The 22507-nt window shown below is 44.0% G+C and carries 16 protein-coding genes; 3 read left to right on the plus strand and 13 right to left on the minus strand.

Annotated elements, in window-relative coordinates; translation table 11 throughout:
* Positions 1-27: 27 nt before the first annotated feature.
* Together U0033_RS13750 and U0033_RS13755 are read right to left on the minus strand one after the other, a co-directional pair.
* Positions 28-1560 (minus strand): SusD/RagB family nutrient-binding outer membrane lipoprotein, encoded by a 1533-nt coding sequence (locus U0033_RS13750; RefSeq protein WP_072364844.1) that lies wholly within the window; start codon positions 1558-1560, stop codon positions 28-30.
* A gap of 11 nt (positions 1561-1571) precedes the next feature.
* Positions 1572-4742 (minus strand): SusC/RagA family TonB-linked outer membrane protein, encoded by a 3171-nt coding sequence (locus U0033_RS13755; RefSeq protein WP_072364842.1) that lies wholly within the window; start codon positions 4740-4742, stop codon positions 1572-1574.
* Positions 4743-4916: 174 nt separating this feature from the next.
* Between U0033_RS13755 and U0033_RS13760 the strand changes: the two genes are divergently transcribed.
* The 3 genes from U0033_RS13760 to U0033_RS13770 are packed head-to-tail and all read left to right on the plus strand — an operon-like array spanning position 4917 to position 8628.
* Positions 4917-5801, plus strand: a complete 885-nt coding sequence (locus U0033_RS13760) for a helix-turn-helix transcriptional regulator (protein WP_072364840.1) — start codon at positions 4917-4919, stop codon at positions 5799-5801.
* An 11-nt stretch (positions 5802-5812) separates the two neighbouring features.
* Positions 5813-7351: a gluconokinase gene (locus U0033_RS13765; protein ID WP_072364837.1), complete on the plus strand. Its 1539-nt coding sequence runs from the start codon at positions 5813-5815 to the stop codon at positions 7349-7351.
* A gap of 5 nt (positions 7352-7356) precedes the next feature.
* A complete protein-coding gene (locus U0033_RS13770) occupies positions 7357-8628 on the plus strand; it encodes a mandelate racemase/muconate lactonizing enzyme family protein (protein WP_072364835.1) in 1272 nt (423 codons plus the stop codon).
* 118 nt (positions 8629-8746) lie between these two features.
* Here U0033_RS13770 and U0033_RS13775 read toward each other — a convergent pair whose 3' ends face one another.
* The 11 genes from U0033_RS13775 to U0033_RS13825 form a co-directional block, all read right to left on the minus strand.
* On the minus strand, positions 8747-9595 hold the full coding sequence (locus U0033_RS13775) for a S1 family peptidase (protein ID WP_177318711.1): 849 nt from the start codon (positions 9593-9595) through the stop codon (positions 8747-8749).
* Between the two features lie 92 nt (positions 9596-9687).
* A complete protein-coding gene (locus U0033_RS13780) occupies positions 9688-10782 on the minus strand; it encodes a thioredoxin family protein (RefSeq protein WP_083571824.1) in 1095 nt (364 codons plus the stop codon).
* 13 nt (positions 10783-10795) lie between these two features.
* Positions 10796-12142: a TlpA family protein disulfide reductase gene (locus U0033_RS13785; RefSeq protein ID WP_072364829.1), complete on the minus strand. Its 1347-nt coding sequence runs from the start codon at positions 12140-12142 to the stop codon at positions 10796-10798.
* 54 nt (positions 12143-12196) lie between these two features.
* The gene (locus U0033_RS13790) at positions 12197-13120 is read right to left on the minus strand and encodes a hypothetical protein (RefSeq protein ID WP_072364827.1); all 924 of its coding nucleotides are present in this window, start codon (positions 13118-13120) and stop codon (positions 12197-12199) included.
* Positions 13121-13133: 13 nt separating this feature from the next.
* Complete coding sequence (locus U0033_RS13795) at positions 13134-14717, minus strand: RagB/SusD family nutrient uptake outer membrane protein (RefSeq protein ID WP_072364825.1); 1584 nt, start codon at positions 14715-14717, stop codon at positions 13134-13136.
* A 13-nt stretch (positions 14718-14730) separates the two neighbouring features.
* A complete protein-coding gene (locus U0033_RS13800; RefSeq protein WP_177318710.1) occupies positions 14731-18273 on the minus strand; it encodes a SusC/RagA family TonB-linked outer membrane protein in 3543 nt (1180 codons plus the stop codon).
* Between the two features lie 237 nt (positions 18274-18510).
* Positions 18511-19737, minus strand: coding sequence for a FecR family protein (locus U0033_RS13805; protein WP_143150912.1), 1227 nt, complete (start codon positions 19735-19737; stop codon positions 18511-18513).
* Between the two features lie 11 nt (positions 19738-19748).
* Positions 19749-20339 (minus strand): RNA polymerase sigma factor, encoded by a 591-nt coding sequence (locus U0033_RS13810; protein ID WP_177318709.1) that lies wholly within the window; start codon positions 20337-20339, stop codon positions 19749-19751.
* A 486-nt stretch (positions 20340-20825) separates the two neighbouring features.
* Positions 20826-21254: a DoxX family protein gene (locus U0033_RS13815; RefSeq protein ID WP_083571822.1), complete on the minus strand. Its 429-nt coding sequence runs from the start codon at positions 21252-21254 to the stop codon at positions 20826-20828.
* A 5-nt stretch (positions 21255-21259) separates the two neighbouring features.
* Positions 21260-21853, minus strand: a complete 594-nt coding sequence (locus tag U0033_RS13820; protein WP_072364821.1) for a YceI family protein — start codon at positions 21851-21853, stop codon at positions 21260-21262.
* Positions 21854-21889: 36 nt separating this feature from the next.
* The gene (locus tag U0033_RS13825; RefSeq protein ID WP_218164100.1) at positions 21890-22483 is read right to left on the minus strand and encodes an ester cyclase; all 594 of its coding nucleotides are present in this window, start codon (positions 22481-22483) and stop codon (positions 21890-21892) included.
* Positions 22484-22507 lie beyond the last annotated feature (24 nt).

Raw genomic sequence — 22507 nt, forward strand, 5'->3', positions numbered from 1 at the left:
AATTTATTATCGGCTATTAATTATGGTTCAGGGTTTATCCCACCAGACCCTTGTACTCAATTTATCAGGCCCCTGCCTTGCAACCGCCTGGTTGACATTTTCAATATTCACGCTAAGTTCAGAGGTCGGGTATGTGAGTCGCCTGATAAAAGTTCCGTTGGGCACGTCCGGATTATTGGGTTGTCCATACATATTTGGAGCGAGGTTAGGGAATCCACTTCTCCTGAAATTGGCAAAGGCCTCGGGGCCATTCAGGAAAGATGCAATCCAGTACTGTGTGTTGATCTGCTCCAGTTCATTGCCGGCTGTCAGCGGCGTAGCTGCTACATAGGCATCGCGGTCTGCAATACGGATGGCTGAATTTACATCAAAGGTAGCCATTTGGTCCATGTGAGAGATAATACCGTCAGCAAAATACTTCGCTGTACTTCCGGTAGTGATCCAGCCCCTGAAACGGGCTTCTGCCAAAAGCAGGTTCGTTTGTGCTGCAGTGACCAGGAACACGGGTGAATAGATTTTAAGGATCCGGCTACGATCGACCTGGCTGTAATCGTAAAAACTGGCAAGACCATCAGCAGTAACAGCCGCAGTAATGCTACCATTATCATACCCGATAGGCATTCCAACCTGTTTGGCAGGGTCAGAAGTGCCGACGGCAGCTGTTTGACCAGCTCCACTGGTGGCTCCCACATACCGGATGGCGATTGCTGCTAACCGGGGATCTGCTGTATTTTTCAGCTGGTCTGCAAATGGCCTGGCCAGGTAGAAATTGGCCGCCTCTCCCCCATTCAGGGTACTACCAATGGGTTGTGTATAATTTGCATCGTGCCGGATATATGCATTGTCGACATTGGCAGTCATCACGCCTCCGTTTACAGCCACCTGCACAGTCTTTTGTGCCATAGCCGGGTCCACTTTGCTCAACCGCATACCGGCACGCAACAACAGCGAATAGGCAAACTTTTTCCATTGTGCTACATTGCCTGCAAATAATACATCTCCCGTTTCAATAACAGCTGCTGTACTGAGTGCCTCCGCAGCCGCTGTGAGTTCCTGGATGATTGCCGGGTAAATGTCCTGCTGACGGTCATATTTAGGTAACTGCACTCCTGTTACCAAACCGGCACCCCCCTCCTGGTAAGGAATATCTCCATATTCATCTGTAAGTATCATAAAGATATAAGACTGGTAAATGCGCGCCATATTGTAAATATTACTTCTGTTGGGCAAATCTTTTGACCGGGTACGCGCATCATAAGTATTTTTGATCACGCTCTGATAGTAAGCGGCCCATATCGGTTGTGTGGTTACATCACGACTGTCCTGGTTAAAATTGGACCCGGCCACTACTCCACCATTTGGTGATATCATTTGCTGTACTATTCCTATATCGAACACCAATGATTTTACAGGAAATGAAGTATTGATAATAGCCTGATTCAGCAAGAGGACGGGATCCAGGGAGGTGGGATTCGTTTCATTTACATTCAGATCACTCAATCCCTTGTCACAGGAAACAGCAATACCACAGATAATAATGACTAAGAAAATCTTTTTCATAACGGAAGCGCTTACAGTTTAATATTCAGATTCAATCCAAGGCTACGGGTGGTCGGTAAACCCGGCGATTCGAGTCCCAGCTGGTTGTCAGAACCAAAGCCAAATGTTTCGGGATCAATATTATCCACCCACTTCTTTAACAGCAATACATTGTTGGCTACCAGGTCGAGCTTTGCACCTTTGATAGGCCATCTGGCTGGTATATGTTTCGTAAGATCATACCCTAATGATACCTGCCGCAATTTCCAGTAACCTCCGTTGAATATAACCGGAGCAATGATCTGTTGTGAACGAAGGTGTTCCCAATAGGTTTGCACGGTAGCCACGGCATTATTGGGCGCACCACTGGCATCTACACCTACTCCTTTCACACCACCTTCTCTTCCCTCCAACGTCATTTTGTGCAGTCCATGCCGCACAGCATTGAAATTAGTACCTGACAGCATTTTATTGCCCAACTTGTAGTCTATAAAAACGCTCAGTCTGAATCCCTTGTAATTGAAGGTATTCAAAAATCCACCTACCCATTTGGGCAGGGCACTACCATATAATATGAAATCAGCTGTACGTTGAGGCAGGCCATTTGATTGAAATATTTGCTGCCCTTTCTCATTATATGCATATCCATAACCGGCAATCTGTCCTATTTCCTTTCCCACTACATGCCTGGTCTCCCCGTTAAAAACATGTGTGGCGGTGGTGATACGTTCGCCCGGTTTATCCGTGATGATGCTAAGTACCCTGGTAATGTTATAAGAAGTATTGGCGGTAAACTCCCAGCTCAAATTCCGGCTTCGGACAGGCACCAGGTTCAGCACCAATTCAAATCCGTGGTTACGGCTTTTTCCACTGTTAATGGGCCTGTTGAGATAACCCGAGGCATCGGAGATCTGTACAAGTACGATCTGGTTGCTGGTGATCTTGCGGTATACGGCCAGGTCAACATTCACGCGGCTGTCGAACAGTTTCATTTCCAAACCGGCTTCTACTTCAGCTACCCTGCTGGGCCGCAGCTTAGCATTTGGCAAGGTAGTACCAGTCACGTTATTGCTGATAGCACTGGTGCCTACAGGTACCGGCTGCCCATTGGGGTTATTGATAAAGTTGGCATTGGGAAGATAAAATAACTGGTTGGAATAGGGTGCTACATCACCGTCACTACCTACTTCAGCATATCCTAAACGGAGCTTACCAAAATTTAACCACCCCAATTTAGGCAGGTGTTCGGAAAAGACATAACTACCGGACAAAGATGGATATATAATACTCCTGTTCTCAGGTGACAGGGTAGAGAACCAATCGTTGCGCAGGGTACCGTTAAGGTAGTAGGTTTGATGAAAACCCAGTTCAACGGAACTATACAAAGAATTTACCCCCTGCTCTATCCTGGTATAAACAGGATCCTTGGAACGTCCATTTTGCACCGTATATATACCCCTGGTGATAAAATCAGTGACCACCACATTATTGATGTCAGTTCGTTTGCGCATACGGTTACCACCTGCATTCAGATTCACTTCCAGCTCACCGAACTTTTTGTTTGCATTGAAAAGAAAGTCAAGATTAGTTTCCCTGAATCGTCTTGACTCCTGCGTATACAGCCCGTTTACAAAACCGGGTGGTGCTGCGGCCCTGGAGGCCTGACCTGTAGGGAAATTATTTACATCCTCATCCCGCGACCAGTAGTCCTGCCCAAACCGGCCCTGTACACTCAGCCAGGAGCTCAGGTTGTATTTCAGGGTTACATTGCCGAAAATACGATCTCTTTTTATGTTGTGAAATTGTTCTGCCAGTACCCAATACGGATTTGTACGATTAGTGAACCTGGACCAGTTATATTCATTACCTGCTGCATTGTATTTGTTTTCATCCAGCACAGATAAGGGCATGGAGGTGGACATCGCCATGAGTGTAGTAGGAATGGAATTATCCTGGTTGGCGATATTTGGCGGATTGCTATTGACTTCCCGTGAATAATTCACATTTCCTGCTATCGAAAACTGTGCTGACAGGTTGTAACTAAAACCCAGGTTCATGGATTTACGGTTAAAGGTATTATTGGGCATAATTCCCTGGTTCTGCGTATTGTTCAGTGACATCCGAAAGCCGCCTTTATCACTGCTGCTTTCAAAGGCAACGGTATTGGCAATATTTTGCCCATGCCGGTAAAATTCCTTTATACGGCTACCTTGTGGTACGTAGGGTACAGTTAAATTATTAAAGAGGATCTGGGTCATCCCGGGCGCAAATTTTTCACCGAATGACCATTGGCCCGAAGTAGGGTTGGGAGCTGTGGGGCGTTTTCCATTTTCACCCTGTCCATACAATTGCTGGTAGTCCGTGAAGTCAAGCGGTGCATCGTTGGAATAGTTCAGGTTGTAGCTAACTCCGATCCCATTTGTTTTTCCTTTGGTCTTTGTTGTGATCATGACCACACCATCCTTGGCCCGGGAACCATACAGGGCAGATGCCGGCGCGCCTTTTAATATGGTCATGTTCTCAATGTCATCAGGATTGATGCTCGACAGTCCATCCCCACCATCTGAGAATACGCCTCCTCCTTTAACCCCGGTGGTATTATCGTTGAAGTTCGTATTGTCTACCGGAACACCGTTTATTACAATCAATGGATTGTTCTGTCCAGAAATAGACGACTGCCCGCGAATGCGGATCTTGGAAGTTCCCCCCGGGCCGGTTCCCAATGATGAGATGTTCACCCCGGCTACTTTCCCCTGCAGTGCATTCATGACATTACTGGTGCGGTTCACGCTTAATTCTTCGGGTTTAACACTGGTAGCAGCATAGCCCAGGCTACGGGATTGCTTCTTTATACCCAGTGCGGTTACAATCACTTCGCTAAGATTCTGGTTGTCGGCAGCCATGGATATATCTACTACTGCCCGGTTTCCAATCATGACTTCTGCTTTCTTAAAACCCATGAAGCTAAAAACAAGTGTAGCATTGGCGGGTGCCCGGATACTATACCTGCCGGTGTTATCAGAAGTAGTTCCCTGTGAACTACCTTTCATCACAATGGAGACACCAGGTAGTTTAGCGCCCTTTTCATCAGTCACGGTTCCAATAATGGTTTGGGCATGGGAAAAAGAAAAGATAAAACTGAAAGCGACAAACAAGCAGCAACCTGCAAAGTGGGGTGTACTAACGCGGGAAATTTTCTTCATAACGTAAATTGGATGGTAAGAAATCCTAAAGGGTACAAATTATCTGGTATTACATGCAAAAACTTCCAAAATAAAACGGAGTTGAATTTTATACCTGCATATAAAACAAATTTCTTTCCTTTATAAAAACCTATGCGACGATTTTAAATTCCATGATCACCTGATAACCCCCATATGAATCAATTTGTGCTACAACACGGTAAATCAGCAGAGATGCTGCATTTCCCTCATATACTGGAGTTAGGCATGAAGAAGAATGGCTTCATTCAGCAAAATACTTTTCCTACCACAGCCATGGTAGGACTACGCATATATCATATAATAGAGGGCCGGTTTGAGTGGCGTATCAACCATCAACTATATGTATTTTATCCGGGTGATGTAGCATTGATAATGCCGCATACGCCGTTTGGTTGTGACAATGATGTATTAAAAATAGGTTCCTTCTCCTGGATTCACCTGGCCCTAAAAAAGCAGGATGGGTATATCTTACCCGGCAAATGGAGCGGATTGTCTGAGGTGGAGGCTGCTGCCATCGGTAAAATCCTATACTTAAACAATCAGCCTATATTAAGTCGCTTTGAGGAAGCTGGCAGAATCATTAAATGCATATACACGGAATTATCCGAGATGGAGGTGGCCTACCAGGCACGCGTTAATCACCAGGTAGATGAACTGCTGATCCAGATCACGCGTAAAATGACCCGGCAAACACATTCTACACGCGACTTCCCCAAAACCTTTACACAGCTGGAGGTATTGTTGCGCCAGGATCTGGCCCATCAGTGGACCGTTGAAGAAATGGCGGGTCTGGTAGGAATGGGTACCACCTTATTCACAGAAAAAGTAAAAAGCTATTCAGGATTTTCACCTATCAATTACCTGATCAATATCCGTATTTCAGAAGCTATTAAATTATTGAAACGGGCAGACATCAGCGTTACTGATATTGCGCTGGATACGGGCTTCTATTCATCCCAACACTTTTCAACCACTTTTAAAAAGCTAACGGGCTATCGTCCCAGCGAATTCAGAAAAAATCATTTGCGTAATATATAATTGCCGCTATTATGGAATGCATTATAACAATTGAGTTAGGAACAAATGGAATACGGGTGTTTGCGTACGATCTTCGTGGCGGTATCATTGCCTCTATGAAAGGCCATTATACTACATTTCATACTGAACCAGATCACAGTGAACAGGACCCTGAACAGATCTTTATTACAACTCTATTTGTACTGAAGAATATTCTGAATGAACATATACACCCAAAGAAATATAAGGTAGCCAGCATTTGTTTCTGTGCATCTATGCACAGCGTACTGGCGGTAGACAAGCATGGAAACCCCATTGGCAACGCCATTACCTGGGCTGATAACCGGGCAAAAAAAGAGGCACAGGAATTACGGCACTCATTACCCGGGAAAAAGCTGTATGAAATAACCGGTACGCCCATTCACCCCATGTCTCCATTGCTAAAAATAGCATGGATCGGCCATCATGATGCAAAACGATTCAACAATACCAGCAAGTACCTGTCAATAAAAAGTTACGTTATCCATCAGCTCACCGGGGAGTATATGATAGACTACAGCATAGCTTCTGCTACTGGTATGCTGAATATTCATACCATACGCTGGGAGGACGATGCATTAGATTATGCAGGTATTACCGCGGATCAGTTAGCGACACTGGTGCCCGTGTTTACAAAAGCAGGCAAATTGAAAAAAGCCTACCAGCAATCGTTACGCCTGCCTGCCGATACCAAGATCCTTATTGGTTCAAGCGATGGGTGCATGGCTACATTAGGAGATGGTATCAAAAAAGGAGAGCCCAAAGCGAGTATTACCATTGAAGACAGTGGCGCCGTCAGGGTCATGGGGCCGACTGTATTGAAAGATGAACAAATGCGGTTCTTTAATTACCTGCTTGTTGACAATTGCTATGTATCCGGCGGCCCCACTAATAATGGAGGTAATATCTTTGAATGGTTCACAAGACAATTCGGTGAATTTACCAATCCGTTTGACATAGAGAGTAGTATGCAGCAACTACTGGAGGAAGTGGTCAATGTACCAATAGGATCGGATGGATTGCTATTCCTTCCTTACCTGTTGGGTGAACGGGCGCCTATATGGAATGCGAATGCCCGTGGTGCTTACTTTGGATTGAATATTAAACACGAACGCAGACATTTTATACGAGCTACAATAGAAGGTATTCTGTATGAAATATATAGCATTGGTAAAACGCTGAGTGAGCAACGTAGTACCAACAGCCTCTCCCTGAATGGCAGTTTTGGTACGATTCCTTTTTGCAGCCAGCTGGTTGCCGATATATTCAGTAAGCCGGTAGAGGTACGTCAGCATTTCCATAGTGTAAGCTATGGCGCCTATTTGTTAAGTGCTACTGAAATGGGAATTTATCCGTCACTGGATGATGCGGCGCCTGCGGTGGATGCTCCTGATATTTTCAAACCGACTGCAGCACATCATGCTATTTACGCCGATTACTTCGGCATATTTGAAAAGTTAAGCAACAAATTATCTGATGAATTTGAAGCGATCGGTAATCTTCAACAAAAATATGCTCATCCAATAAAATAGCAGTCATGAAAACCCATCATTCAAGAAGGTCTTTTATAACGAAGGCCGCTATTGCCGGTGCGCTGGCTCCCCTATCCATCTTCGGCCAGGTATATGAAAATGCAATTGACCGGACACCTACAGCATCGTCTCCTTCAAGCCTGAAGATCACAAAGGTAAACTGTGCTTACATCCAGGGTAGTTTGTTTGTTAAAATCCATACCAACCATGGCATCTGGGGATGTGGAGAAGGCGTAGATGCTATACTTGGCACATATCACCTGGTAAAGAATTTTGGCGACCGCATAGTAGGTAAAAACCCGTTGAATGTGCATCGCTTATTTGAAGACATTAGAAAATCCGGGGTTTTCCAGGGTGCGCAGGCTGGTATGTATGTAGCGGTATTGTCTGCAATAGAGACTGCTTTATGGGATCTTGCAGGCAAAGCCCTGCAGCTACCTGTTTACCAGTTACTCGGTGGTAAATTCCGGGATAAGGTGCGGGTATACTGTGATACGGCCTTGTATCAGCGTCATCTACCCAGCCCGGCAGATTTTGCAGCAGCGGCGATCAACGCCAGGAAAATGGGATTCAGTGCCATGAAGTTCGATCTTGACCAGGCAAACGATCCCAATAAGTATGACTTGTATAACTGGTCGGCTAGTCCGGCAGAAGTACAGCGGATGTATGATCAACTGGCTGCTGCCCGGGAGGCCGTAGGCCCGGATATAGATATTTGCGCTGATATGCATGGCCGCTATGATGCTGTCTCCGCCAGGGCAGTTGCCAAACGGATGGAGCCATTGAACCTGATGTGGCTGGAAGAACCAATACCGGCTGAAAATATAGAAGCCTATAAATTGATCGCTGATTCCACCAGCACACCTATTTGTGCAGGCGAAAACCAATACCTGGCTTATGGCTTCAGGCAGATGCTGGAGATAGGTGCTGTAGACATCGTGATGCCAGATCTTCAAAAATGTGGTGGATTAGGCGAAGGACAAAGGATAGCTAACCTGGCCAACCTGTATTATGTACCGTTTGCACCACATATGGTGGCCTCTTTCCTTGGTGCAATGGCCTCTGCACATGTCTGTGCAGCTGTACCTAATTTTATGATCCTTGAGTGGCAGAGTTATTTTCATACGCAACCCATGTTCAGGGAGATCGTATCCTATGATGGTGAATGGGTGAACAATGGTTTTATTACCGTTTCGGAAAAACCAGGTATAGGTGTAGAGATTAATGAAGCAGGGATGAAAAAATATGCCGTAGCTGGTATGCCGTTCTTTGAATAAGATAAATACCGCTTGACAATCGTTGAAAAGACGATACGATTCCATCAGGAACCCGAATAAAAACGGGGCTGTATCCTACTTATGACACAGCCCCGTTTATAAAATAAAAGAAACAATGCTATTTCCGGATCAGCTTCCAAAGTGATTCTACAGGTACAGTATTCTTCAGCACCATCTGCACCCCGGCATTCATATCACTATGCAGGAACATACGCGTATTAGCCACCGTGGCTACCACATTACCATATATATCCATCACCGGTCCTCCACTGGAACCAGTAGCATAATCAGCAGATACAGACAGCATTTCCCGGAAGAATTTGTTATCACCCTCTCCAACTTCTTCCATATACCTGTTATTCACATTTCCCTGTGACAAATAGTAATGAATTCCCTTGGGATGCCCGATGATGTAAATCTTATCTCCCACCAGCGCTGAATCAGCGAGGGCAAGCGATGGCAATACATCACCATGGGTATCTAATTGCAGCACAGCCAGGTCATTCTTCTTAGATGATGCAAGGACAGCCTTAACGGGGTAGGTATGCCCATTTGCCATACGTACCACAAACCCTTTTGGTTTATTGCCATCTTTCATAAATGCATATGAAGCTGCAACGTGGTAGTTAGTGACAATGATCCCTTTCGGATCGATCACATAACCTGTAGATTCGCTCAAGTGTACATTGGAACACCTGGGGCACAGGTAAGCGACCCCGGTTATCACCGTCGCACTTTTTGCTTTTTCATACAACTCATGTCCCGTCAATTCCTTCAAGGCCGGCTTTGCCAGGTTAAGGCTTACGCCACTCCGTTCTGCCAACAGTGCTGTTTGTACCTCTTCTGCATTGATGCTGCCACCTTTTGCAGATAAGGAGTCAAAGGAATGCAGGAAGTCTGCAGCTATCTTTGCATCATCTGTGAACCCCTGCCCAACCGCCATACCAGCCATAAACATAATGTTCATTGCCAACAGAACGGTTAATTTGATTGTATATGCTTTTGAATAAAACCTCATTTCTCTCTTATTTGAAGTATCTGCAACATGTTTACACCAGCTTACTTACTCATTGACGCTGACATTTCCTGGTAGTGCTTTAGCTGCCTTTCATAGTTCTTTTGGCCCAGCTGGTAATACTCCCTGATAGCAGCTTTCTGAGCAGGAGTAGCCTGAGGGATTTTGCTCGACAAAATACCTTCCAGTATTCCTTTAAACGCATCGTTGTCTGGCAAACTCACTATGTAGCGCTTATAGTAGTCGATCATTCCATCCAGGTCCTTGTTGACCACATACAGCGCAATCCTGCAGATATGCAGCTCCTGCTTCATGGGGTCCATCTTCAGCAATGAAATGGTATACAAGATGTCCTCCACCTGCTGAGGTGTGTAGTAAACATTGTACCTCGCGCCATTTCCGTTAGCGATCAGGTACATGTGTTTGCGCACCTTATCAAAAATCATCTGGTTAGCCACTTCCTCACCCAATGCCAGGTCGATATTTCTCTTATTCCACATCAACTTCCTGAAAAAGGGGCTGCCAAATTCCGCTGTCTGCAATGCCAGTTTCAGGTAATCAACACTGAACCGCTCATAGTCCATTGCTACGTCAAAAACCTCATTCAGCACCGCAGATGGATCCTTTGCATTATCAGCCAGCGCACTGGCGTAAGGCAATGCAGTAATCATGTTCTTATTCTTCTCATAAGCGGCCTTCATGCTTGCCATGGAATTATCAGGTTTCATCGCCAACTTCACTTTTTCGATGAACTCTTCTATACCAGCTTTGCCTACCACGCGGTTGATCTCCTCTCCTTTTGCATCCAGGATCAGGAATGTGGGGAATATTTTGACATCATATTTCTTACCGATATCGATGCCTTCTCCTTTTTCAATATCAAATTTAACAGCCACAAATTTTGGGTTGAAAAAATCACCAGCTTCCTTTTTAGGAAATTCCTGTTTGGCCATTTCAATGCATGGGCCGCACCAGCTGGTGTAGCAATCCACAAAGATCAACTTTGGATCTGCCGGATCAGCAGCTTTAGCCACAGCCTGTTTAAGCGTCAGATCCTGGAAAATAATCCCCTGCGCAATAGCATTATGCTTGCATAATATACCTATTGCCATGACGATGGAAACAATGAATACTCTCATGTCCTTTTACACATTAGATTTTTGACTCGATTAACTCTTTCAACTTCGGATCAGAAGGCCGGATAGCATTATAACTTACCATTTTACCATTCTTGTCGATCAGGATGAAACGTGGTATTTCTCTCACCTCGTAATCCCCCATCATACTTCCCTGGTTATTGGAGTATAAATGTAATCCTGACAATTTTTTCTCTTCTACCATATTCTTCCATTTATCCTTATCGGTATCTATAGAAATGCTGATGAAAACAACATTCTTACCCTCTAAAGATTTTTCGAGTGTTTCCAGTGCCGGTTGTTCTGCCAGGCAAGGCTTACACCAGGTAGCCCAGAGATCCACCAGGACGACCTTACCACGGTAATCTTTAAGATGATGAACCTTCCCGTTCATATCAGGATATGCAAAGTCAATAGCCTCGCCTCCTGGTTCCCTTAAGTTGGCTGTTTTCTCAAATATCTTCATTTTCTTCTTTTGCTCGTTTGTGACCATGTACTGTTTGTTGTTCTTAACAAATGCAGCCATGTGCTGGTATTCGCCGCGCTCTAATAATGTGAGCATGTAGTCTGCTCTCATCTTAGGATCCGTGATTTCTGTGGCAATAATATCCTCCAGAAATCCATTCTCCGAGTTATAGATATAGTGCTTTACAAATACGATTGTCTGGATATAACTGTAACCAAAAGGAAGTGTCCAGATTTGTGGATTTGAAAAATTCTCCGTCTTTAACAAATCGGCAATGAAAGCAGGATATTGATCACGCTTAGAATATCCCAAACCCTCGGCAAATGGCCCCAATGCGTCGTCTCTGAAACTATAGGTCAGCAGGATTTTAACATCGCTGTCAAATTTAGCATTGCCGGTTTTTATATTGTTCACAAATTTTTCTACTGGTTTTATCAGGGAATCAAGTGTAGGCGCGTAATGGTTATATGACTGTTTAAAACCTTCCTTGGTGTAGCTGTATTTCCTGAGGGGCGTCACCATTTTGTTCCAATCGGCGAACACTTTATTTTCTGTATTCACCATACCTGAATAAGCGATCTCACCCAGCCCTCCATTGAGCGTCAGGGTATCACCTTTACGCATGTACACCGGGTAAATCTCATCTTCAAAACCAATATAACGGATCACATTCAGGTCACTGTCTGCCAACTGTACCTGGAAAGAGTGGTCATGCCTGGTCAGCGGGATCATGGCCGTCGGAACATATCCACCGTTATCTGCCTTGAAAAGGTATATCTGGCTGGTATTTACTGTACTGGTAGGCTCTTTTATAAATTTGCCATTAATTGTTGCGTGCTGTGCCCATCCCGTTGCAGAGAATGCCAGCATCAGCATGGATAATACTGTTTTCTTCATTTTTAATGTTTAGTTATAATTTACAATACGCTGTTGCGTGTTTTGATTTTCCTGTTATTGAACCGGTACTTTCAGATCATCCAGTATCTGCCTGATGTAGCCATATTTCGTCATGATATTGATCTGGTTACCATACAGCTGTTTGAACTGTTCCTCTGATTGGCCAAGTGCCGCCTCCAGGTACATACACACATCCATCCAGGTTGACATCGGGGTGTAATAATTGCTTCTTGGATCTGTACCCAGGAACCCAATAGCCTGTGGTGTAGCTGTGGTTCCCGGCGGCAGACCAGTGACCAGGCTGGCCATTTGATATATGTACAAATTATAGGCATCCCGTGATGTGACGTACTTCCTGGAAGTATTGTAAAATTTCTCCAGGATATTGTCATACTTGTCATCCAGTACTGCATTGGTCAGTAAGGCCCGAAGAATAGCTCCCTTGTATGCCGCCCGGGTGCTTGCATCCATCTGCAGTATCCTGGGTACAGCACCTATCACAACTGTATTGAATCCCTTGAATGCATATTTACCAAACGCAAGGCTATTTAGCGTATCTACCAGTAATATACTGGGTACGTGCACACTTGCCGGCAGCATCGGCATGATCTCTTCTCTCAGGAAAGCCAGCGCCGCAGGCACATCCGCTTCATGGCAAAATGTAAATGACTGTACAACCGGGGGGGCTCCAACCAGCACACCCCCTAAGGAGTAATTCATGGACAACACCTCATAGTAGGTATATTCATGTCCAAACACGTCTTTCCGTTGTTGAGAGCCAATGGTATCGTTAAAGTATACCGGTATCCCGGTTTCTTTATAGAACAGGTAGTTGGCATGGATAGCAGGATCATTGGGATTATCCTCTACCACGAGCCAGTTTTTGTCATAATCAGGAAAAACCGTTTCTTCTTCTTTCCTGCATGATGTCGCCATAGCAAATAAGGCAAAGGCGAACAGGTATATGTTGATGTTCATTTGCATTGTTTTTTTATAATGGCTGAATCTGACGAACCGTGCGAATTGGATTTGTTAAGGTGCCACGATTGAATTCTATGGCATAGTCAGGGATGGGTACCTGCCAGGCGGGGCCATCTTCTGTAATGGATCTCAGAACGTAGTTGCCCACCTGGGTGTTGGAGTTTGATTGTGCATCATAGCTATAAACCGGGTGCCTGATGGTGAAAGTGGATGATAAAGGATATTTGGAATTCACTGCATAACGCCTGAGATCAAACCAGCGATGCCCTTCAAAACACAGTTCACGACGGCGCTCTGCGCGGATGAAATCAACCAGTGCCTCATTGGATGAAGGCAGCTGATCTGCACTTGCATTCCGGAACCGTTTCATACGCAGGTTCTCCAGTTCTACACGTGCTTCTCCATCTGATCCCATCATTGCCAATGCTTCTGCACGGTTCAGTACTACTTCGGCATACCGGAAGTAGAAGATGCAGGATACCTGTGCCGGATCATTATAAGTCGTCCATGTACGATATTTGGCGGGTAACCAGGACCTGCTTTTTGCCGCTCTTGTAAAAAAGGCATTACGTCTCAGGTCAGATGTATCATAAGTGGCTATCAGGTCATTGGATGCCTTGAAAGCAGATGCCCTATTATCATTGCCACTCCAGGCTGAAAGAGAGTCGTTCATAAACACCGCCGGGATGACATAGGAGCCCATGGTAAAAATGGATTCACTGGCACCGCGATAGCTAAAGCTGGTGCCTGCCACATATTGGTTAAGGTCTGTAAGACTGTAGCCCATTGTTTCAAAGTCCTTCAATACCGATACTACTTTGTCATACTGTTCAGTATACAGGTATACCCGGCTTTGCAGCGCCTTTACAGCTGCAATACCCACCCTGATATTGTTGCCAGGATTATAACCTTCCAGGTAAGTGGCTGCCTGGTCAAGATCTGCTATGATCTGGTTGTAAACCTTCTCATTATTATCACGGGAGAAATACTTATCGTCAATCTTTTCAGAGACTTTCACAGGCACACCTTCATCTGTAGCGGCGGTGCTTTTGCGGTACGGAGATCCATAGATGTTCTGCAACATGAAGTAATAGTATCCCCTCAGGAAAAAGGCTTCTCCACGTATATGTTTCAGCTGTGCATCCGTTCCTGCGCTGTCCGCCATTTTTGCCGCCTGGAAAAGGATCGCATTCAAAGCACCAATACGTTTGTATAGTTTCCGCCAGGCAGTTTCCTCCCAGGATGCGTTCAGGATATCCACTGCCGGTACCTGGCTCCAGTTATGAAAGCCTGATAATTTGTATAGTGGGGTAGCCTGGCTTGTTTCTACAAAATCCGCTACGAATGCCTCACTATCATCATCCATCAGGTGTAGCCATGGTGCAAAGACAGACAACTCTGAAGAGATATCTGACATGGTAGCCTGGTTGTAGACAGATAGCTGGATGTTTGGTATAAAAGCTTCGCCGATCATGAGACTTTCCAGGTCTGCAGTGGTGGAAGCATATTTTTGATCTGTTGTATATTCTTCCAGAAATTTGCTGCATGATGACAGCAACAGTAAGCACGTAAGCAGCGCAATTACATTTTTCATGGGTGCTTATTTTTTAAAATGATACGTTAATACTACCTGTGTAGGTAGGTCTTACGGATAGGTTGATATTCGGCGACTGGCCTGACTGTGCAGGATCCTGTCCTTTCAGCAACCTGTTGGTGATGGTGAACAGGTTCGTACCCGTAATGCTGACATAGGCAGAAGCAAAGCCTAACTTCCGGATCATTTTTTCATCAAAGTTGTACTTGAAAGAAGCCGATTGCAGCTTCACATAGTTGGCACTTACCAGTCTTACATCCGAGTTGTCATACATGTCATATACACTACCTGCAAATGAGTAGGCACTCGCGGGGTATACATTCCACCAGGGGGTATTCAGATTGTTGTTAGCCTGCAATCCAGGAATGTTGGTGTAATTTTCATCGCCGGGACGACGCCATCTGCGTACAAATTCCTTACGCAGGTTCTGCTGTGGATAAGCAATGGTAGAAGCATATCCGGAGGCTATCTTCAGCATCCTGATCTTGTTGCCAAAGGAATAAGTAACATTGCAGGACAAGCCAAAATTTCGCCAGCCAAAGTAGTTGGAGATACCTCCCTGTATGAAGGGCTCTCTGCGACCAGATTCACTCATGACTGAGAGATATACATCTTCTCTTTTCATCTGGGAATACTTCTTATTATAGTCGTCTGACATTTCTGGTTCTGCACCATAAAAGATGGGAGAACCATCTACAGGGCTCAGGCCTTTAAATTTATAAGAGTAAAAAGTATTGAGCGGTTTACCGGACAATTGTACAGTACCATCCAGGAAGTTGCTGTAGGTGATATTGTCCACCAGCACATTGTTCCTGTTATTGATAGCCCTGTTCAATACTTTATTCAACACCTGGCCCAACTGGGGGTCTATGCGCCATACGAAACCGCGTTTTGAACTACCCATGGCTGTATTATCAATAGCGCGGATCGATAAGGATACTTCTATACCTTTGTTCTCAAGGTTACCGCTGTTGATAACATATTTTTCTACGCCATTGATTTCAGATACTGTTTTATCCAGGAATGCATCTTTTGTTCTTTTATAGAAATAGGCAAATGAACCATTCAGTTTACCTTTCAGGATTGAAAATTCCACCCCCGCATTAAATGATGAAGTCTTTTCCCATTTCAGATCAGGATTAGGATAATTTACGATGTTGGAAGAGGTTTCATTATAGTAAGGATTGGTGTTCAGGTTCTGGCGGATCACCATGTTGGCAGACTGACCGGGCAGCATATTTCCCTGCCAGCCCCATGAACCTTTAAAGGCGATATCATTGATCCAGGATACATTGCTGAATACATCATTTTTCATATTCCAGCGACCGGATACGGCCCATATAGGCAGGAAGCGGTTGTTAGTCCTGGAGCCAAAAAGATTAGATTGTTCACCCCTGATATGTATATTCAGCATGTACCTGTTATCATAGCTGTAACCTGCGGTACTAAACCAGGCAAAATCGTTTGTAAGCTGGCGGTTAAAATAGCCTAAAGCATCTTTTGTGGTCATCCACTGTTGGTAGTAGGCAGAGTTAGTAGTAGGTACAATATCGAAGTACCCGCCCATTTCTGTGAAATAGCCTCTCCTGGTAATGTTGAATCCATTGTAAGCATTGGATTTGACTTCGACACCACCGGTCGCTGTCAGGGAATGCTTACCTGATTGTCCTACCGTGGTCAGGTAATTTACCTGTAAACGACCGGTATAATTCCTGTTGCGTGTATCGTTTTTTTGCAGTTCACCGCCTACTGGTGCCAGGTCCCACCTGGTTGTCTGGTCCGCACGCAGTTTAAATATGTAGAAAGAGTTTTTTGTATAGTACATTTCCCTTGCGTTGCTGCTCACCCCCACGGCAAAGGTACCTTCTACGTCCAGGCCCTTCATGACCCGCCACTTCAGTAAGGCCCTGATATTGGCAGAAATAAGATCTGTATGGTCATTACTATTATCACGCTCATTCAGGATATTGTAGTTATACTTAAGCGATCCATTCATCTGTGGATAATAGAATAAGCTACCGTCGTCATTATAAGCGGGAATAGTACGGCTGGTGTTGTAAGCATAGTTCATAATTCCGAGGTCGGAAGGTGAATAGTTCCTTACCTGGTAGCTACCATTGAATGCGATCTGCGCCATGAACTTTTTATAATCAGCAGTGACATTCAGCATTGAGCTATACCGCTTGTTGCTTTCTCCTTTGATGACACCATTTTCATTCAGGTAACCGATAGAAGAGTAATATTTAATATCATTGGATCCACCAGACAGGTTCAAGGTATGGTTTTGTGTGAAGGCGTCCTGTGTGAGTAAGCCCATCCAGTCGGTATTCACATTAGCATAATAATCACTCAAACGTTTGAACTCGTTGTAATCGATCTTACCTCCGTAGTAGTCCTGCAAGGCTCTTTCATAGCCTGACCATTGGGTGATATTATTATACTGCATGCCACGTTCTACCATTTCTTTGGATACATCCATGCGCTCCCTGGAGTTCATCATGTACATGCTTCTGTCTGAATACCTGGGCCGCCGGGTATACCCGGATGACATGGAATATGATATCATAGGTTTCCCCGGTTTCCCTTTTTTCGTGGTGATTACGATTACACCGTTACCTGCTTTTGCGCCATATAGTGCAGTAGCTGAGGCATCTTTCAGCACATCTATCTGCTCTATATCGTCAGGATTCAGACCTGCAATGGCATTACCCAGGAGGTTCACAAAATCCAGGTCGTTGATCTGTTGTGGATCTACATTGACAGGGTCGGTCAGCACGATACCATCCAGTACCCACAGTGGCTCACGGTTACCAAGAATCGTGGATGTACCTCTAATTCTCAGTTTAGGAGCGGCGCCTACCTGTCCGGAGTTTTGCATGAACATCATGCCGGGTACCCTACCTTCCAGCAATTTGTCGATGGTATTGACACCAGGGGTTCTGATATCATCCATTTTGATGGTAGTGACGGCACTGGTCAGATGGCGCCTGTCTATTTTCAGGTAACCAGTGTTGACAACCACGTTCACTTCATTCAGGTCAGCAGCAGCCAGGGCAAGGGTGACTACGCGGGCACGCTGGGCGCCTATTTCCATGTCAGCATACCCCAGCAGATGGATCTGCAGCATGCTATTGGCGTATTTACCTGGAATGGTGAATTCACCGTTCTTATTTGTCCGGGTGCCAAAATTGGTATTCTTCACCTTAATAGCTACAGCCTCCAGCGGTAGACCGGCTTCGTTGGTGATATGGCCATTAACGTCCGATTGTAAGCCAGGATCCAGGTCTGCAACAGATGGTTTTTTTTCTGTAATGATGATCAAACCATCCCTGATCTCAAAGCTCAGCGGCTGTTCTGACAAGAGCTTCTGCAAGGCCATGGAAAGCGGCTCCTTTACCAGTTTAAGTGTGACTGGCTTTGTCTTTTGCAGAATGCGGTCATTGTAGGAGAAATCATACTTTGTCTGCTTGCTGATCTCTTCTGCCACCTGTACAAATGGGGCATTTTTCACATTCAAAGTGACTGTCTGCGCCTTTACAAATAGGTGCAGTGCCATAATTGGGATAAGGAGAGCTAAAAATTTGTACGGAAGAGAAAATGTGGTACCATCATCGTTCTTTTCAGAATGCTCACAGTACAGCACATACCTTCCTTTGTTCCCAGGAGAAAGGAAATAGTCCATAAATGAAACAGTTGGTTTTTGGTTGATTATAGGCATAAGATTCCCCATGACTAACGTGTACATAGCACGCAGCTGCAATTGGAAACCCAATAAACGATTTTGGTGATCTTACTAATGCACTAGTCTAATATTTCTATCCTTTACTTCAAATTTTATATCCCCTATTTTTTCCAGTGCATGAAGCACAGTTGACAATTTTTTATCTCTTCTAATAGACGCATGAATTTTAATATCTTCCGGGATACCTGTGTAGTCTACATCCAGGTCATACCAACGTTCTATCTGGTGTAATACTTCTACCAATGGTGTGGCCCTGAAACGGAAATCTCCATCTTTCCAGGCTGTGTATAATGATACATCTACCATTGAGACTGTAAAATCTTCATTATCCAGTACAGCCTGTTCCCCGGGATGCAATTGTAATGGCTTTTCCCCTCCCCTGCCCTCTACTCTCACGCTGCCGGTTACCAGTGTGGTTAGTGTTTGGCCCTCGTCCTGATAACAGTTAATATTAAATTCAGTACCCAGCACCTTAATATCCTGTTTTGGTGTATGCACGATGAATGGTTGGGAAGCCTGTTGTGCTACTTCAAAATATGCTTCACCATGCAGGGTTACTTCGCGGTCTTTTCCATTAAATGTGGTTGGATATGACAGGGAAGAGGCGGCATTTAGCCAGACTCTTGTGCCATCACTTAATGTTACGCGGTATTGTCCTCCTCTTGGTGTACTTAAGGTTACCAGCCTGACTCCATCTTTTACCGGCAGGATATCCCCATCTTTGTAGCGAATACTTTCTTTGTCTATGACAATCTCTTCCTTCGCACCATTCAACTGAAATACTGTTCCATTTGATGTAGTGAGAGTAGCCCGGTTGGTGCCCGGAGGGATATCCACGTCGGCAAATCTCGTTGCGGCAGTACGATTACCTGTATATTCCCGGTATAAGTAAAAACCGGATGACAATACCAACAGCAATCCTGCGGCGGCGGCAGCCCCTTTCCACCAGGAGAGCCGTTTATATTTGTGCTTAGTTGCCGTTATGCCAAGCCTTTGCTGAATCTCTTGCCAGGCGGCATCTTTAACTATTGCAGCTTTGGCATCCAGCGGTGATGATCCGATGAAATCTTTTGAAAAATGATCGATGAATAAGGCGTCCTGTTCTTCCAGGTTATCCGGTCGCTGGAAAAAATCATTCAGATAGCGCAATTCCTCTTCAGTAATTGTGCCTAGCAGATATTTTTTAAATAATTCCTCTATATGAATGTTTTCCATCTTAATAATAGCCCTGTTAGCGCCGGTTACGAATAAATACACACCAGAAACAAAAAATAGCACCCCTGCAGGGATTATTTTTTAAAAAAAATTAGAACTAATACTGCAAGCATATAGATGTTGTTGTTCTTTAATATATTTCTTAGTTGTTTATTAGCTTCTTGTATGTGATGGTTGATGGCTGAGGCGCTAATATTTAACTGTTTGCTTATTTGCTGGTAGCTGAGGCCATCTATTTTGGCCATTATATATACCTCCCGTTGCCTTGGAGTAAGTTTGTTTAAAGCTGCCTGCAGTAATTCTTTAGCTTCAGACTGATCGAGCGATGCTTCTATGGGATTATGACCTTCATCGGGATTGATCTGCTTACGCATCAACTGGTCATAGACATTCCTTCTATATATATTCTTTGAAAGATTGGCTGCAATTTTATATAACAAAGCACCAAAAACAAGTTCAGGATTGATCGTCTGTCTGACCTCCCATACCTTAATAAACAGGTCCTGCAGCACATCCTCTGCCAATTCCTCTGACCGTAGTAATTGGAGTAGCTTTGCAGCCAGGCGCGGTGCATAGATGTCATATAGCGCCTTAAATGCAAGCTCATCTCCATCCCGCAATCTGCGCAATAGCTCCTTCTCATCGGTGATGGGTATGATGTTCACTTTATTTAAGTAATATTTTGGTTGAAATATATAAAAAGTTGAAAAGAAAAGCTAGGTTTTAATAAGAATTGTATGAAAAGGGCAATAATTTTAAAAACAAATAAAAAACTAATTTATTACTATCTCTAATTAAAAGCGTGAATTTTAGGTAAATCCTCCATAAACAGGTTTGAAAGTTGTTCCCTCAGCCCCGCAAGATTTTAGAAGAGGGTGTCATAAATAAAAATAACGGCTGAGAATTGCTTAAACGGGTACCCGACTCCATCAGGGATACGAATAAAAACATTCATGAAAGAGGGTATTCACCAACGGTAATGAAAACCTCTTTCAGAAAAAAGAGGCTGTATCTTAAGTCCGATACAGCCTCTTTCTTGTTTTAATTACTTTTTAGCAATGTAAATAAGTTCGTGTTGATATGCTATTGTTTTAACAATTGCCTTCTCTGCATTGCGCCGAAGGTGTTGATCTCAATAATGGAATTTCCATCTATTTGAATCCAAACAAAACATAATCCAAAGAAAATCTTCCGCCGCCACAAAGCAGGATCGTGAAATAGAACATTAGAAATAGTACAGGTAACTCTTTTTTATCGAACGGTTGACCACGTAATGTGTAAAAGGAGGCAATAGCCATTGTAACAAATAGCGGAATAACGGCTATCAGTGTTCCCAATCCTAACATTAAGCAGATTGAGAAAAATATTTCCGTAAATGCCGCTAATTTAAAAGAGTTTGCTTCACTCAATCCAAATGTTTTAAAAAAACGTATCGGCTCGCGAGCGAATATTATCCTGGCTTTCGGAATGCCGTGCCTTAGCATAAGCATTCCGATTGCCAGCCTTATAAACAACAGTGCTAAGTCAATATTGGGAGCATGCTGGTTTACCTTCAGCATTTCTTTCAACAATTCTGTCATTATATTTATTGTTTATCAGCTTGCACAAATTCACCATTAGCACTTATCCTCACCTCATTGCTGATTACAGCCTCTGGAAACTTCTCGCCAATACCGAAATCTGAACGTTTGATAGTTCCGGTAATTTGAAAGGCGGAAGTTAATTTTTGCGTCATTGGATTGGTGGTTTGTCCCCTGTACAATAAATCAACAGTTACCACTTTCGTTACTCCATGAAGGGTAAGATTCCCGGTAAGCTTAAATTTATTTTTCCCCACTGACTTCAGACCTGTGCTGGTAAAAGTTAGCTCCGGGCACTTTTCTGCATCAAAAAAATCAGCACTTTTTAAATGGTTATTTCTTGCTTCCACACGGGTGTTAATAGAACCTATTTTGGCTGCCATGTTAAACGTAGCATCGCTAAAATCGGGTTTTGATGCTTTCACGGTCGTGGTAAAATCGTCAAAGGTGCCTGCAATATCATTAAAACCAAGGTGAGTTACTGTAAAAGCCAATTGAGAGTGCGGCTTATCATTGGTCCAGGTTGTTTCTGATACAATCACAAAAGCCGAAGAAATGAACAATACGACAGCCAGGAATATTAATCCAACTCGTTTCATATTCGTTAATTTAAAAGATGTTTAATGTAATGTTGCTTATTGAGCTAAACCAATCTGTTTCATGAAAGATTGATTATCCCAAAACAGGTATTCTTCTGTCATTTTACCATCCTTCCAATGACCGATGGTTGCCATAGACAGTTTGAATTTTTTGTTGGTAGGTGCAATTGTTTTTCCGTTACCTATTGGCATTGGTGCAGAGAAGGTGCCTTCCATTTCGCCTATCACAGCAGTCCAGTCTCCGGTGCCAAACTTTACCGGGTGACTTGTGATCTTTGTATCAGGAGCAAAAACAAACATTGGCTTCAGCGCATCAACGTGTTGAGGAGCCAGTCCCACGGTTGTGCTTCCGTCGGGATAACTAACTTTAATATTAGCATCGTGGCTAATGACGAGATCCTGCCATTTTTGATTACTGTAAATATCAAAATCCAAAGAATCAAATCTCACCAGGCGTTGTTCCGTAAGGGCTTTTTCATCGTTGAACTGTTTTAATACCGTTTCCAGTGAATCTACCTTAGCCTGAAGAGCCCCCAGCTCTTTTCCGCCAGTTGCATTCGAACAACTATACAATGACAGGGTTACGATGAGTATTCCTAAGGCGCTCATTTTTAATGTCCACTTTTCCATTTGAGTAAGTTTGTAGATCAATTA

Origin of the sequence: Chitinophaga sancti (assembly GCF_034424315.1) — a bacterium.
In the GTDB taxonomy this organism is placed as follows: Bacteria; Bacteroidota; Bacteroidia; order Chitinophagales; family Chitinophagaceae; genus Chitinophaga; species Chitinophaga sancti.

Excerpts from the sequence above, each read along its gene's own strand:
- U0033_RS13750 (WP_072364844.1), bottom strand. The coding sequence starts at position 1,560 with ATGAAAAAGATTTTCTTAGTCATTATTATCTGTGGTATTGCTGTTTCC.
- U0033_RS13755 (WP_072364842.1), bottom strand. The coding sequence starts at position 4,742 with ATGAAGAAAATTTCCCGCGTTAGTACACCCCACTTTGCAGGTTGCTGC.
- U0033_RS13760 (WP_072364840.1), top strand. The coding sequence starts at position 4,917 with ATGAATCAATTTGTGCTACAACACGGTAAATCAGCAGAGATGCTGCAT.
- U0033_RS13765 (WP_072364837.1), top strand. The coding sequence starts at position 5,813 with ATGGAATGCATTATAACAATTGAGTTAGGAACAAATGGAATACGGGTG.
- U0033_RS13770 (WP_072364835.1), top strand. The coding sequence starts at position 7,357 with ATGAAAACCCATCATTCAAGAAGGTCTTTTATAACGAAGGCCGCTATT.
- U0033_RS13775 (WP_177318711.1), bottom strand. The coding sequence starts at position 9,595 with ATGAACATTATGTTTATGGCTGGTATGGCGGTTGGGCAGGGGTTCACA.
- U0033_RS13780 (WP_083571824.1), bottom strand. The coding sequence starts at position 10,782 with ATGAGAGTATTCATTGTTTCCATCGTCATGGCAATAGGTATATTATGC.
- U0033_RS13785 (WP_072364829.1), bottom strand. The coding sequence starts at position 12,142 with ATGAAGAAAACAGTATTATCCATGCTGATGCTGGCATTCTCTGCAACG.
- U0033_RS13790 (WP_072364827.1), bottom strand. The coding sequence starts at position 13,120 with ATGAACATCAACATATACCTGTTCGCCTTTGCCTTATTTGCTATGGCG.
- U0033_RS13795 (WP_072364825.1), bottom strand. The coding sequence starts at position 14,717 with ATGAAAAATGTAATTGCGCTGCTTACGTGCTTACTGTTGCTGTCATCA.
- U0033_RS13800 (WP_177318710.1), bottom strand. The coding sequence starts at position 18,273 with ATGGCACTGCACCTATTTGTAAAGGCGCAGACAGTCACTTTGAATGTG.
- U0033_RS13815 (WP_083571822.1), bottom strand. The coding sequence starts at position 21,254 with ATGACAGAATTGTTGAAAGAAATGCTGAAGGTAAACCAGCATGCTCCC.
- U0033_RS13820 (WP_072364821.1), bottom strand. The coding sequence starts at position 21,853 with ATGAAACGAGTTGGATTAATATTCCTGGCTGTCGTATTGTTCATTTCT.
- U0033_RS13825 (WP_218164100.1), bottom strand. The coding sequence starts at position 22,483 with ATGGAAAAGTGGACATTAAAAATGAGCGCCTTAGGAATACTCATCGTA.